Genomic DNA, 14945 nt, shown 5'->3' on the forward strand with positions numbered 1-14945 from the left:
GGAGGGCGGCTGCCTATGGAGGCTGAGTAAGACCAACATTATCGCACTGATAGTAGAGGCATCGGCGCTTTGAAGTGGGAAGCTCCGAGGACGAATAAAACCGTCCCTGAAACGCCAAAGTTGGAAGTTCCAACCTCAGCGAAGCAGGTTGGAGTGCTTCACTTAAACAAGTTTTGTCTTTTGCTAAAGGACTTGAAGGACAGCGAACATCGGTACAAGTTAAGCATTTGATTTTAGAAGTTACGCATATTGCGAGGCAAACTTTTCCCAAATCAATTGAAATTGTTAGCGATCTTGCATCCGAACTTTGGGCGGTTTCTGGCGATAGTACCCAACTACATCAAGTGTTGATGAATTTGGTGGTTAATGCTCGCGATGCAATGCCTGAAGGGGGCTTATTGAGTCTCAAAGCTCAAAGTCTTCACATTGACAATTACTATGCGCGGATGAATTTGGAGGCGCAAGTAGGTAATTACATTTTGCTGACGGTAGCAGATAGCGGTACGGGGATAAAACCGGAAGTATTAGAACGAATTTTTGAGCCGTTTTTTACTACCAAAGAACAAGGCAAAGGTACGGGTTTGGGGCTTTCTACCGTTGTTGGCATTGTCAAAAGTCATGGTGGGTTTGTCAATGTGTATAGTGAACTTGGCAAAGGGACAGAGTTTAAGGTGTACTTGCCCGCCGTCGAAGTTGCCGAAACACAGTTATTGCCAGCAGGAGAGATACTTACGGGTTTTGGCGATTTGATTTTGGTAGTCGATGATGAAGTGGCAATTCGGGAAGTAACTAAAACTTCCTTGGAAACCTACAACTATCAAGTTTTGACTGCTAATAATGGTTTAGAGGCACTAAAGCTTTACGTTCAATATCAAGAGCAAATAAAAGTCGTCTTGTTCGATATTATGATGCCTGTGATGGATGGTATAGATACAATTGCAACTTTGCAGCAACTCAACAGCGATATCAAAATTATTGCTATTAGCGGGTTGATGTCCAACGAAAAAATTGCTGAAGCTGCGGGCAATGGCGTACAAGGTTTGGGCAAAAAACCTTGTAGCGCTACAGAACTTTTGTCGGCAATCGATTCAGTTATCAAAAAAGACCATGTAGATTGCTTGTAATTTGTCAAGTTGTTTTTGTTAACATTAATTATAATTAATGTTAATCGTAGGCTGCTAGTTGTGACTTTATACGCTGAATTGCACCGTCACCTAGGCGGTTCGGTTGTACCTCGGATTTTGTGGCGTTATTTTCAGCGTCACTCGACGCAATTGATCGAGCGGTTTCCCGACTATCCGGGATTTGAAGAATTTTATACGCGATCGCGCAATACTTTAGAGGAGTATTTGGAGCTACATACGCTAGTAGAAAGCGTCCAAACTGTCCAGACTTTACCTTATTTTATTTACCGCTTAATTCGCGGCGCGTATATTTTTGAAAATTTGGCTTATTTAGAACTGCGCTATACCCCTTATTTGCGGACACCAGAGCATTTGAGCCAGTCAGAGCGGATTGATAAGATGGCGGAGATTGTGGAGGTTGTAGGCATCGCCAGCCGCGTCCCAGAGTATCCCATCGTCACGAGCCAAATACTTTGTATGCACACAAAGCTACCATTAGAAGTCAATAAGGCGATTGTAGACTTGGCAATTAGCAACAAGCACTATGTCTGCGGTATAGATGTAGCTGGGGGAGATAGTCATTATGCCGAGCGATTAGACGAATTTATCGGCTTGTACGAGTACGCGCGATCGCATGACGTGAAAACAACCGGACACCTCTACGAAACTTCCTCTGGCTGCTACCCGCAACTACTACCTTACTTGATGCGAATTGGGCATGGAATTCAAATTCCCTTGCTGCATCCAGAGTTATTAGGAGAAGTTGCTAGACGCAAACAATGCTTAGAAGTTTGCCCGACTACTTACTTCAAAACTGGGACGTTGGCAGAGATGAACCAGTTGAAAGTTGTTTTTGACCGTTGTTTTGAAGCGGGAGTAGATATCGCAATTTGTACCGATAATGCGGGCTTGCACAATGTCCGGTTGCCCTTTGAGTACGAAAGCCTGCTGACTCAAAACATTATTGACTTTGAACAACTCAAAGCTTGTCAAGATGCGGCTTTTCGTCATGCTTTTGCTTGGCCCTATCGCGCTCGCCCCGCAGCGATTTTGACAGGGTTACTGCAAGCTTAAACTCGATGATGGGGCGCGGGGATGCAAGGATAATTGCGATCGCCATTTTCGACCGCAATTGTGGCATGGTCGATATCAAATAGGTGGCGGAGTTCCGCGCATACTTGGGTCAAAAAACCATTGTTAGGGCATCCTGTCGGCATCACTAAATGCACCGTGAGGGCGGTTTCGGTTGTACTTATTGCCCAAATATGCAGATCGTGGACTTCAGATACCCCTGGGATTTGCTCTAGGTAGGTGCGGACGGCAACCAGTTCAATTCCCGGCGGTACGCCATCAAGGGCAAGAGTTACAGATTCTTGGAGTAGTTGCCACGTACCAAAAATAATTACCGCGACAATAATCAAGCTGACTGCGGGATCGAACCACAACCAACCCGTAGTCAAAATAGCAATACCCGCTAACACGACTCCCAACGATACTAGAGCGTCGGCTGCCATATGCAAGAAAGCGCCCCGAATATTTAATACTAAGTTGCGCTCCGACATAGCAGCAGGGTTCCTGGGGTATAGCCACTTTTCCTGAATTAAGGATGATTTTTTAGAACGCAACTTGGTATAAGTCGGTTTTGCGCCCAGATAAGAACATCAAGGCGGTTGCCGTATTGATAGCAATGCCTACAGCAGCAACGCCAATAACTACCCTACCTTCCACCAGATTCGGCGCTAAGAAGCGTTGCACCGCTTCCCAACCAATGCCGCCAGTCACTAATAGGAGGAAAATAGCGTTAAATAAGGCTGCCAAAATAGAGGAGCGACCCAAACCGTAAGTGTGCTTTGTAGTGGGGAGGCGACGAGCGAGAATACTTGCACCCCAAGCGAGGAGTAAACCAAGCACATCACTTAAATTGTGACCTGCATCTGCAAGGAGAGCCAGGGAGCTAGTAAAAATTCCATAGGTTGCCTCTATAGCCACAAATCCGCCATTAAGAATAATGCCGATGATAAAGGCGCGGTTATAATTTTCTGGAGTATGGCTGTGGTCGTGGTGGTGAGCGGACATAAGTTATGGCAGTGTGGCTTAACGAGAAATAGGATGCTGCAATTGAGTCAATAAGTATTAGTTACTTAAAACTCTTTGTAAAGTATCTAATAATTCTTTCGCCGTGTAGGGTTTGGCTAAAAAGGCTTTAACACTGCTGCCAACTCCAATCGCCATCTGACTATTGGAGGCAAGACCGCTAGTTGCGATGATTTTAACTTGAGGATTTAATTCTTGCAGAGTACGAATCGTAGTTGGACCATCTATGGACGGCATCATCATATCCATCAGCACCACATCAATTTTATCCCGGCGTTCGACATACAAAGCGATCGCGCTCAAACCATCACTAGCTAAAAGAGTGCTGTAGTTATAAGTCTCTAAGGTAGTTTGAATCACCTGTTGAATGAACGGTTCATCATCCACAATCAAAACCAATTCTTGCTGTCCGCTCAATAGTGCTAGTTCTTCAACTTGCGGGCTAACAGCATCGGCGATCGCTGGTAAATATACTCTAAATTCAGTCCCTTTTCCTACCTCGCTATATACATTGATAAACCCCCCGTGGTTTTTGACAATACCTAAAACTGTAGACAACCCCAACCCCGTGCCTTTACCTGGCTCTTTGGTTGTAAAGAAAGGATCGAAAATTCGCTCCATTAGTTCCGGTAAAATCCCCGTACCTGTATCTGCAACTTTGATTGTTACGTAAGAACCAACGCGCGCTTCCAAATTCATCCGGGCATAGGCAGAATCAACCTGTTGATTTTCTAGAGACAGGCTGAGAGCCCCTCCATTTGGCATGGCATCGCGGGCGTTGACGCAGAGATTGAGTAATACTTGATGCAGTTGGTTCCCATCGGCGGCAACCGTCCACAGGTTTGCTGAGGAGCTATCGCTGTACTTGATATTTTTGGGAAAAGTCTGGCGGGCAACTTGCATTACCTCGGACAATATATGCTTGACTTGCAAGGGCACTCGTTTGCCCTCAGCGCCACGAGCAAAAGCCAAAATTTGCTTGACTAACGCGGCTCCTCGTTTGGTACTATCTTCAATCAACGTTAGCAGCCCGCGACTTTGCTCGTCGAGATTGACAATTTTCATCGGCAGCAGTTGCACGGCAGCCAAAATAGGCGTAAGGATGTTGTTAAAGTCGTGGGCAATGCCACTTGCTAGAGTACCAAGACTTTCTAGCCGTTGGACGCGCAAAAATTGCGCTTCTAGTTGTTTTTTTTCGGTGATATCTGTACTTACTGTCAAAATGGATTTGGGATTGCTTGCTTCATCGCGTACCAACGTCCACCGACTTTCGACGATAATAGGCTTGCCGCTTGAAGTAACGTGCTGAAGCTCTCCTTGCCATTGCCCCTCCTGAAGTAGAGTAGTTTCAATGGCTGTAAGTTGCGGCAGTGTTTCTCTAGAGCGGTACAATAATTCCATCGCCTTTTTGCCCAAGACTGCGCCACTCTCCCATCCGTACAAGCGTTCCGCCCCTTTGTTCCAAAAGAGAATGCGATGTTCTAAATCGCGGACAAAAATCGCGTCCGTTGTGACATCAAGCAAGGCAGCTTGTTCGCGAATTTTAGCCTCCGCTTGCAGGCGATCGCTAATATCCCGTCCTTCAGGAATCAACATCACGACTTTTCCCGTGCTATCAAACACTGGCTTGAGGGAAAAGTCTACAAACCCTAAACTGCCATCAGCCCAAATATGTTGAGCTTCAAAGCGCACAAGCTTACCACTTGCGGCTGTCGCGATCGCTTGTCGCACTTGCTCTTGTTGTTGGGGAAAATGAACCCACCACGGTGTCTCCCAAAAAGGTTTTCCCACTACTTCTACTAGCTCGGCAGCAACAGCATCTAAAGCTGTTTGATTGGCTTCAACGACAATCCCCTCCACAGTCAGCAGTCCCATAAATTGGAAAGTGCTATTAAAAATGGCGCGAAATTTGTGTTCGCTTTGCTTTAAATTCTCCTCTGCTTGTTTGCGATCGCTGATATCAATTACTACATAACGGCTTCTTAGGTAGTTGCCTGCGCGATCGTTTATTGTCGTCGCACTCAAGCTCACAGGTAAAATCGTGCCATCTTTGCGGATGATTTGGAATTCTAAGTCTCGGACCCAGCCTCTTTGCTGGAACCGTTGCAAATTTGCTTGAAATGTCTCTAAGCTTTGCGCCGTCAGCAGGTCAGCAAATTTCTTTTTGCCTACAATCTCCTCGCGCGCGTAGCCTAACATTTTGAGTTCGGTATCGTTGACGCGGGCAAAAACGCCATCTGTATCCAGAGAATGATAGCCGCAGGGGGCTTGATTGTATAGTTCGGCTAATTCATCAGCATACTCTTGCAAAACTTTGTTGGCATGAGATAGCGCTTCCGCTTGCACCCGGATGCGTTCTTCGCTCTCTCGCAAAGCGCGTTCGGCTCTGCCTCGTTTTTGCCGTTCCTCTGCTTCCTTTAGCTCTCGCTCCACCGAAGGCAGCAACCGCGTGAGATTGCCTTTAATTAAGTAGTCGTGCGCTCCTGCTTTCATCGCGGCGACGGCAAGTTCTTCGCCAATAGTGCCAGAAACAATAATAAATGGTAAATCCTGCTGCTGGCTCTGGAGCAATGCTAGGGCTTCTGGAGCGCTGAAGGCTGGGAGGGTGTAGTCGGCAAGGACAATGTCCCAACTCTGCCTGCCTAAAGCTGCCTGCATAGTAGAAGCGGTATCTACCCGCAGGTGTTCCAAGGTATAGCCACCCCGTCTTAGCTCCCGCAGCATCAGCAGCATATCGTCTTCTGAATCTTCGACAATTAAAACCCGCAGGTGAAGGTTCATTTTTACTACCTTCTAATTTGGTAATTAAAGTGGGGGTGGTTCGTTCATCAATAGCCAATACATCCCTAGCTGCCGAATTGCTTCGGAAAATTGAACAAAATCTACAGGTTTGCGGATATAGCTGTTGCAGCCAAGGCTGTAACTACTGAGCATATCTTGTTCTTCGCTGGAAGTTGTTAAAACTACTATCGGCAATAGTTTGGTGCGCTCGTCATCTCGCAAGCGACGCAAAACTTCCAGTCCATCAACGCGGGGTAGTTTGAGGTCTAGCAAAATTACTGTGGGTTTGAGGTTAATATCCCGCCCTGCATACATACCCGTGCCAAATAAGTATTCTAAAGCTTCAACTCCATCATGGGCAACTACCACCTCATTGCTAATGTGGTGGCGCTTGAGGGCGCGAATTGCCAGTGCTTCGTCGTCAGGGTTATCTTCTATTAACAAAATTGTTTTGGGATTTGCGATCGCGCTCATGTCTCCCCCTCCGAGTCTAAGGTAAAGTAAAATGTTGCTCCCTTATCCAATGCTCCCTCTGCCCACACTCGCCCCCCATGCCGATACACAATTCTCTGCACGGTGGCAAGCCCAATGCCATTACCAGGAAATTCATGGCTGGCGTGCAATCTTTGAAATGGTTTAAATAATTTATCAGCGTACGCCATATCGAAGCCCGTACCATCATCGCGCACAAAGTAAACCAAATTATCATTTTGCCCGATTGCGCCAAACTCAATTTTTGCTTGCAGGTTTTTGGCGGTGAACTTCCAGGCATTATTTAGTAAGTTTTCTAGCACTACTTCTAGCAAGTGACTGTCTCCTTGGACAACTAATTCTGGTTGAATCACAAGCTCTACCTGTCGTTCTGGGTCAGTCTGCTGTAAATTGGTGCAGAGGTGACTAGCCAATCGGCTGAGATTTACAGGTTCTAAACGCATATCGCTGCGCGTCACCCGCGAGAGCGTCAGCAGGTCATCGATCAAGTGTCCCATCCGTTGCGTAGCTAGGCGAATCCGCCGCAAGTAGTCTTGTCCGGTTAGATCTAGTTGTTCGGCACAATCTTCTAGTAGTGCCTGACCAAATCCATCGATACTGCGTAAGGGCGCGCGCAGATCGTGAGAAACGGAGTAACTAAAGGCTTCTAATTCCCTATTTACTGCCTTCAGTTCAATAATGGCTTGTCTTAGTTCCTGGTTTAAGGCTTGCGATCGCAATTGAGCTTGCTGACGTTCGTCGATTTCTAGACGCAGGTTTGCCAAAAGTTCTGCGTGTTGGATGGCAATCCCCAAGTGATTGGCAATTTGGCGGGCAAAGTCGATTTCGATTTCTTGCCACTGCCGAGGAGCGCTACACTGATGGATGCAGAGCAGTCCCCAAACTTTTTGACCTTGCAGCAACGGCACAACTAGGTTGGCTTGGACTTGAAATTGTGCCAAAATCTGGATGTGACAGTCGCTCAGTCCGGCGTTGTAAATATCAGCTACTGCCTGAACTCTACCTTGTTGGTAATGGATGGCAAATTGGTCGCCGAAGCAATGGTCGTGAACTTTTGTGGCGATCGCGGACGGGAAAGCGCCATCAACATCTTCAGAAACAAATTCTCCATCATTGCAGCCCGAACCTGGATAGAAGCGAAACATTCCTACTCGGTCTGCCGTTAGCAGTTGGCGAACTTCAGTTGCTGTAGAGCGAAAAATTGTCTCTAATTCTAAGGGTTCTCGCAGGCGCGCGATCGCCTTATACAGGTTTTTGTGCTGTTCAACGAGAAAATGCGCCCGATCGATTTCTCGATCCATATGTCGCGTTTCTTCGTGTAGAATTTGTTTGAGCTGCTCAAATGCTACTTCATCAATGCAGAAACCCCGTAGTTTTGCCAATATATCTGGGTTCATAAGCAGCTAGTTGGAGACATTACTGCAAAATCTAGCTAAAAATAATTCTAGCTATCTGAAGCAAGCTATCTTACCATTTTTACGATACCAAGTTTTGATTAGTCTAGAAAAACCACTTTAGGGTTAGCAAGATTATCTGTTTTGGGCGAGTTCTTGGCTCCAAATAATGGCTTTTACCATTAATTTGACACTTCAGCCATTTCAATAATTCTTTCTTCTAAGTCTTTGACTAAGAAGTTTAATGGTTTTTGATTGCGAATTTTGCACTTTAGTCCGCGCATTTCTACGCGCATCAACACTTGCTCTAAACAATCTCTATCAAAACAAACATGACGTTGTTGATTTTTTTTGCCTAAGTTAGCACCAGAAATTACGTGCAGTTGATTATTTTTTTTCAACTGATACCACAAACCATCAGGGGCAGTTAGATTCCTGCTGCTAGAAACCCCAGGGCTTGCAGACATATATAAAGGATCGATGCTGGCAGTTACTCCCAAGGATTGCTCGTAGTTGTAGTAGTAGTGCAGAGGTATATCTGCTACTGGCAAGTCTAGTAGTCCTTCATAAAATTGTCTGGCAATTTCCATGTCTGACACCATAATGGTGTGTACTTTGGGTGCGCTGGTAAGAAACATCCACATCGCACCCGCGTAGGCTACCAACAGCATGACCATGATGCCTTGAGTTGAAAGCAGACTATCGAGGGGTAAAGAGAAAAACGCGCCTAGGGTGGAGGGAAATTGACCTAATACCATAGCAACTACAAATAATCCAATTATAGAAATTTAGCTAGTAATTTTAGTGTATCAAACCTATACAGACTTCTTTTTTAGCACGTCCTCACCTAAAAATCGCCTTCTGGCTACAAAAAAGTACCTAAAGGCGATCGCAATTTTTTTATGTCAAATAATTTTGTGATTAAACCAACACTAAGTAGTTGTTAGAATTGGAAGTTATGGGCGATCGCGCGCGTGTTAGTGGCGATTTTTAGATAGGCATTGACGAAGAAGTAATTCTTAGAAGCATCTACACTCAAAATAATTCACCTCAGTCGAAATTATCTTTGTATAGATGCTTCTTTTTAGTTAAGCTTCATTCCACAGTTGACGAATTTCATCAGGCAAAAAGCCCGCAATTTCTTTGATTCGCTCGTCGGACAATTCATCTTTTGTTGCCCAAAACACTGCTTTTACTGCGGTTTCTGCGCCTACTGCTCTGGGTAAACCTGCCTCTTGATTAATCCGAAATAAGAAAGTTCCAGACTTAATTTTTAGCGGTGGTCTAACTCTACTCAAAAACCGAGTAATTGGGTTGGTATCGTTCCACAAATCGGCAATCTCATTTTGTAATGCTTTATCTTCCGTAGGTTCAACGGGTTCGTGGAGTTCTGCCGCAACCCGGTCAGAGGCATCTTTAGTCATCATGTCTCGCATTGTCCGAAACACAACTTCTGTAATGTCTCTAGCGTCAAAAATATCTTCTAAATTTGCCCGGATTGCCACTTTTTCTAAAAAAGGCATTTCTTCCGTAGCAATGGGAACAGAAGGGCCTTCATTGAGAGCTTCAGGAGGATTTGCTTCCATTCTCTCCAAGATTTTACGCCCTTTTTCGGTCAGTTCTGCTGCTTTGAAACTGATCAAATGTGGCAAAGGTCCGTCCGGCGCGCCGAAGGAATTAGCAATTCTCAAGTCAAATTCTTTAGCATCAACAGCGTCCGGAACATCCTCTTGGTTCGCGTAAGCATTACCAGTAAATTCAGCTTTGATAAATTGCTTTTGATTCAAGTAATCCAAATGCCCCAAGAGTTCAGCTTGAGTTAAGTTTCGACCAATAAAGTCTTCAGCATCGAAGCCAATTTCGTGCATTTTTTGCCCGCTTTCGTTAATTTTTTTTAAAATAATGTAGGCAACGTCTTCTCTTAATGGAATTGGCATTAACTTCTCCTAAGTCTCGATCAAATGGCTGTAGTGGTTATCGTTTACTCAATCGATCTAAGAGTTTTTGCTAATAAAATAAGTTTTACTATTAGCGCTGTGTAACTATTTAAAGGTCGATTAATTGACAATAAATATAACCGCTAAATTGTAAGCTATTGGAAAAGGTTACTTGCTTGCATCTGTCACAGGAAGCATTTCTAGTTTGTATAAGTTTGTTAAATTGAATAGACAAGTATATCTGCTTTAACAATATCTTCGCGGAATTCCTCGTCCATGCCTTGATGGGCGGGGATGGATAGCGGGTAACGACGTATTCGGAGTTACCAAGTCTGTGTTATAATTAATACAGTCGTTGACTCACTCGACTGCATGGAACATAAAGGCTAACTTCAAAGTAGCGGTCATACGCTTGCCGTAGAAACATCAGAGTTCGAGAAAGGAATATCCTTAGCTGGTATGCGATTGCAGTAAATCCAAGGGGTGTTGTACATAAAAAAATCAAACTGCCTTCAGGAGGAGGGCGGCTGCCAGGGTAGTATTCAAGATGTACTACAAGAGTAAGTGCGGAATGTATCGCTAATTGCACCATTTCAGCAAAACCTCTGGAGGGTAAGTAAGACCAAATCTAGATTTATCTGGAGGAGGCGTTAGCCATTGAAACTGGAAGCCTCGTTGATGCTCTTGGCATCGGCGGGGTACTTCACTCTTATAATTTGTGCCTAGACTAGATTGCCTTCAAGAAGATTCTAGGATTACAGGTAGAGTAACCGTAAAAGTTGTACCTTGATTGAGGATGCTTGTGGCGTGAATTTGACCTTGGTGATTGAGGACGATAGCAGAAGCGATCGCTAAACCTAAGCCCGAACCACTATTATTTGTATGAGTCCGCGCTGGATCTACTCGATAAAAGCGGTCAAATAAACGCGGTAAATCGGCTTGAGCAATTCCTATACCCGTATCAATAATCTGGACTTGCAACCAAGCACCAAGGGGTGTGAGTAGTGATGGTAATTCGCTAATTGCCATTCTTTGCAACTTTACTTGTACTTTACCGCCCGCCGAATTATAGTTCAAGGCATTTTCAATCAAATTGATAAACAACCGCGCCAACTGGTTCCAGTCTCCAGAAAGTGTAAACCAAGTATCTAACTGTTCTGGTGTAGTCTCCGCTTGCAATGGTTCTATTAGTTCTAGAGACAGAACAATATTTTTTTCTTTTGCTAGTAATTGTTGCTCCTCCACAACTTCCATTAACAGCGCGTCTAGCGGACAAGTAGCAAATTGCGGTTGGACAATTCCACTATCTTGCCTAGCTAAAAATAACAAATTGTCAACCAATCTACCCAAACGCTTAGTCAATCGCTCTAAAACTTTTAAGTTTTGGCGATATTGTAAAGCAGCGTGAGATGAATCGCCTAACTCTGGTTCGGCAAGGGCAACTTGGATGTTAGTTTGAATTAAAGTAATCGGGCTTCTCAATTCATGAGAAGCGTCGGCTGTAAATTGTTTGAGGCGTTGGTATGATAGCAACACGGGTTCCATTGCTTTCCCCGAAAGAAACCAGCCGCAAAGAGCAACCGAAAATACCATTAAGCTCGTACCAAGCCCAAGATCGATTGCCAATTGCTGAATTGGTTTAGTGACTTCAAACCAAGGATGACTAACTCGTAAATACCCTAATACCTGCCGTCCAACTTGTACTCTTTGCGTGACTTGGCGCAACAACATGGGATGGCTGCTAGTATTGCTTTTGTCGTCTTCTTGCTTGAGTATTTGGACAGTTTCACCAGTGCTATTGAAATGAATTGGAATACTCAAGGGTTCTGAAAAAGTTGACCATAGCAGATTGCCTGTAGAGTTAAACCACTCTAAATCAATGTGGTCGTCCTCCATAGTATCGGCATTGTCTCTAAAACTAGCTTCTACATTAATATGTAGCTTCTTCCCTGCATCAAGATAATCTGGCTCGATTACCAAAGCGCGTTCTACTATCTCGACAACGTGAAGTAAAGTATCGTCAACTCGCTCAATTAGAGTACTACGGACATATAAATATACACCACTAGCAAACACTAATAACAGTACCGCAGTTACTATAGTGTACCAAATAGCCAGACGACGACGGGTAGCATGAAACATTTTATCAGTGTATTTTACAGAAATGCGATTTTATATATACCAGTAAACAATGGCTAGCCAGACAACCTACTTGAAGTAAGCTAAAATTAGTTCGGGTCTACCAATTTGAGAACTATGTAATTTAAGGGTAGCGACAAATTTAATTATGGTTGAAGCACCTCAGCAATTTTCTATACTGGGGCTACCGATTCATTTAATGGATGATTATGTCGGCTGGCTTACTACACGTCTCCAAGCAGGAATTGGCACTCATGTAGTGACACTCAATGCTGAAATGACCATGCTTTGCGAAACTAATGAAGCTCTAAAGGCGATCGTTCAACAAGCAGATTTGACCATTCCTGATGGTTCGGGCATTGTTCTTTACCTCGGATTGCATGGCAAAAAAATTCACCGCTTTCCAGGAATTGAACTAGCAGAAGCATTATTGAGCAAGGCGGGGCAAGATTCCCACAAAGAGCGAGTTTTCTTTTATGGTGGCGCACCAGGAGTTGCGGAAGCAGCAGCCCAAGCAATTAGAAAAAAATACAATTCAATCAACATTGTAGGTACTCAACACGGCTTTATTAGTGGCGTAGAACTAGAAAAATTGCAGGAGAGTCTAGTTGCCCTTCAACCCCAGTTAATTTTTGTAGGTCTTGGAGTACCGCGTCAAGAATTGTGGATTGCTGAAAATCGCGCTCTTTGTCCTCAAGCTACCTGGATTGGGGTTGGCGGCAGCTTAGATATCTGGTCTGGTATCAAGTATAGAGCGCCAGCAATACTTGCAAATAATCATCTAGAATGGCTCTATAGATTGTATCAAGAGCCTTGGCGTTGGCGACGAATGCTTGCTTTACCAGTATTTGCTCGTAAGGCAATAGTATACAGATTTACTCAACCTAGCCCCATTAGCAATCCCTTACCTGCAAACGAAACGCCACCAAAATAGCCTAACATTTCCATAACAAAGCTTTCAGCAAATTGTTAGTAGTGCAAAATTATGTACATCTTGCACTACTAAAAAATTTATTTGCGCGTAGCTTCTAAAATGCGAGAAAAGTAAAAGCTAGTCTTAGTCATTGCTTGTCTTTGGACTGTAAAACCGTTACTTTCCAGAATTTTTACAACATCGGCTTCGCGATGCAAGTAGGCGCGAGTTGCTTTGCTTGCACCAGGGAAAAAACTACCAATTTTTTTTAGTAAACTCAAAGCCAAAGTTTTCGGCGCAAAACTCAAAATTAGCCGCGATTGTGCCATAGAAGCGAGGTGAGATATCATTTTATCCGCCTCGTTTTGGGGATAGTGAATTAACACATCTAAGCAAGTAACTGTATGATAGTGTCCGCTAAGAGTTTCTAGGTCTTGGACGGCAAACTTAAGGTTATCTGTCTTACCTAATTGGGCTTCGGCTCTTTCTGTCGCTTCAGTAATCATTTTCTCAGAGATATCGCTGCCATAAACTGTCGCTCCAGCTTGGGCTAGAGGGATGCTCAGGCTGCCTACGCCACATCCAGCATCGCAGATGGTCAATTGAGTTAAATCGTCGGTTTTAAGCCAATTGAGGACAGTTTCTACTGTCTGCTGGTGTCCGGTACGAATATCTAACTGGACTTTGTTAACTTCGCCGTCGCCGTAAATTCGCCGCCAGCGATCAAATCCGGTGGAGTTAAAATATTCTTTAACAATAGTCTTATCGTCTGCTGAGTTCATGAAGTTAGTTTTATACTTTCCAAGGGTTAAACTTAGCATTTATAGGTGCTAGAGACTCATTAACTGGAGTGGCGTAGAGGAAAGAGAATCTGTTAGTCTCGCCCAAGTTAAATCTTTGCTTGCTGCGTTGAAATGCCAACGGATTAAGTTGCTGACTGGAGCATTTTCAATTTCGCTAGAGATATTTATTGCTTTTCTAGGTGAATCGGTAGCCAGGGCGATCGCACTATCTACTTCACATATACCCCATTTGACTAAATTTTGAACTCCGGTAAATAGCGGTAAAGTTGTACCGGATAAGGTATTGTCGGCAAGTCTTGCTGTACCGCTTGTAACAGTTATTTGTCTTGTATCCCAGGGGTAAACGCCATCAGGTAATCCCAGTGGTGCTAAAGCATCGCTGACTAAAAATAACCCTTGATCGTAGTGGCTTGCTTGAAGTAACACTTGAATCATAGTAGGGCAGATATGTTGTCCATCGGCAATTAAACCGCATTTTACACCGGGATTTATTAAAGCCGCACCGAGCAATCCTGGTTCTCGATGATGCAGTGAGGGCATAGCATTGAAGGCATGAGTAACCATTGATACCCCTAGTTCAAAAGCTTGTTCTGCTTGGGCTGCGGTAGCGAGGGAGTGACCCAAACTGACGGTAATACCTAAATTAGTTAAGTAAGGGATGGCTTGCCCAGTGGGGTCTAGTTCGGGCGCTAAAGTAATGATTTTGACAATGGAAGCATTATCTCCCAAAATATGTTTTAAGTTGTCAATAGTGAGTGGTAATAGGTATTCGGCGGGATGTGCGCCGCGTTTTTCGGGGTTTAAAAAGGGTCCTTCTAAATGCACTCCGAGAATTTGGGCTGTTGATTTAGGTGCAGATTTTTGAATATTGATAAAATCAGTAAGGGTAGACAGAACTCGTTTAATATTTTCAATAGAAGTTGTAACTAGAGTAGGAATAAAGCTATCTATTCCTTGTTGCCAAAGAAATTGACAGATTTTTTGCAATAATTCGCGATCGCTCTCCTGTAAGTCAGTAAACGCTAAACCTAACGCCCCATTAATCTGCAAATCTACTCCACCCAAGGAAATGTAATCGCCGCCTACATCTAATCCTTGCTTATCTATTGCAGCTTCCCTCATGGGCAGGATTTGAGAAATTTTACATTGAGTATCAATGCCAATTCTCTGTAAACCGTTGCAGCCAGGTACACGAGCGTTAATAATATCTAAGTTGGCGATCGCACTATTCATTAATTCCACCACTATATTTACTACAAAAAATTTTA

General features: G+C 44.0%; 11 protein-coding genes and 1 pseudogene. 3 read left to right on the forward strand and 9 right to left on the reverse strand.

Going from position 1 to position 14945, the window contains the following annotated elements:
• The first annotated feature begins 173 nt into the window (after positions 1-173).
• Positions 174-1124 carry a hybrid sensor histidine kinase/response regulator gene (locus AC2VE5_RS09605; protein ID WP_486887535.1) on the forward strand — a complete coding sequence of 317 codons (951 nt, stop codon included), beginning with the start codon at positions 174-176 and terminating at the stop codon, positions 1122-1124.
• Between the two features lie 60 nt (positions 1125-1184).
• On the forward strand, positions 1185-2198 hold the full coding sequence (locus AC2VE5_RS09610) for an adenosine deaminase (protein WP_486887536.1): 1014 nt from the start codon (positions 1185-1187) through the stop codon (positions 2196-2198).
• Here AC2VE5_RS09610 and AC2VE5_RS09615 read toward each other — a convergent pair.
• The 7 genes and pseudogenes from AC2VE5_RS09615 to AC2VE5_RS09645 all read right to left on the reverse strand — a co-directional run bounded on the left by AC2VE5_RS09615 (position 2195) and on the right by AC2VE5_RS09645 (position 11964).
• Positions 2195-3200 (reverse strand): annotated as a pseudogene (locus tag AC2VE5_RS09615) (cation diffusion facilitator family transporter). The gene AC2VE5_RS09610 and the pseudogene AC2VE5_RS09615 overlap by 4 nt on opposite strands.
• 57 nt (positions 3201-3257) lie before the next feature.
• Positions 3258-5999 carry a PAS domain-containing hybrid sensor histidine kinase/response regulator gene (locus tag AC2VE5_RS09620; protein WP_486887537.1) on the reverse strand — a complete coding sequence of 914 codons (2742 nt, stop codon included), beginning with the start codon at positions 5997-5999 and terminating at the stop codon, positions 3258-3260.
• 24 nt (positions 6000-6023) lie between these two features.
• The gene (locus AC2VE5_RS09625) at positions 6024-6473 is read right to left on the reverse strand and encodes a response regulator (RefSeq protein WP_486887538.1); all 450 of its coding nucleotides are present in this window, start codon (positions 6471-6473) and stop codon (positions 6024-6026) included.
• Positions 6470-7888, reverse strand: coding sequence for a GAF domain-containing protein (locus AC2VE5_RS09630; RefSeq protein ID WP_486887539.1), 1419 nt, complete (start codon positions 7886-7888; stop codon positions 6470-6472). The genes AC2VE5_RS09625 and AC2VE5_RS09630 overlap by 4 nt, the downstream gene beginning before the upstream one ends.
• Before the next feature lie 179 nt (positions 7889-8067).
• Complete coding sequence (locus AC2VE5_RS09635; protein ID WP_486887540.1) at positions 8068-8643, reverse strand: glyoxalase-like domain protein; 576 nt, start codon at positions 8641-8643, stop codon at positions 8068-8070.
• Between the two features lie 330 nt (positions 8644-8973).
• Positions 8974-9822, reverse strand: a complete 849-nt coding sequence (locus AC2VE5_RS09640; protein ID WP_486887541.1) for a DUF2267 domain-containing protein — start codon at positions 9820-9822, stop codon at positions 8974-8976.
• A 738-nt stretch (positions 9823-10560) separates the two neighbouring features.
• The gene (locus tag AC2VE5_RS09645; protein ID WP_486887542.1) at positions 10561-11964 is read right to left on the reverse strand and encodes a sensor histidine kinase; all 1404 of its coding nucleotides are present in this window, start codon (positions 11962-11964) and stop codon (positions 10561-10563) included.
• 145 nt (positions 11965-12109) lie between these two features.
• On the opposite strand from AC2VE5_RS09645, the gene AC2VE5_RS09650 reads away from it, so the two are divergent.
• A complete protein-coding gene (locus AC2VE5_RS09650; protein ID WP_486887543.1) occupies positions 12110-12895 on the forward strand; it encodes a WecB/TagA/CpsF family glycosyltransferase in 786 nt (261 codons plus the stop codon).
• Between the two features lie 77 nt (positions 12896-12972).
• Here AC2VE5_RS09650 and bchM read toward each other — a convergent pair whose 3' ends face one another.
• Both bchM and nagA read right to left on the reverse strand, forming a co-directional pair.
• Positions 12973-13656: a magnesium protoporphyrin IX methyltransferase gene (bchM, locus tag AC2VE5_RS09655; protein ID WP_486887544.1), complete on the reverse strand. Its 684-nt coding sequence runs from the start codon at positions 13654-13656 to the stop codon at positions 12973-12975.
• Between the two features lie 48 nt (positions 13657-13704).
• Complete coding sequence (gene nagA / locus AC2VE5_RS09660) at positions 13705-14910, reverse strand: N-acetylglucosamine-6-phosphate deacetylase (protein ID WP_486887579.1); 1206 nt, start codon at positions 14908-14910, stop codon at positions 13705-13707.
• Between the last annotated feature and the right edge of the window lie 35 nt (positions 14911-14945).

The organism is Aliterella sp. E5.1 (genome assembly GCF_057473825.1).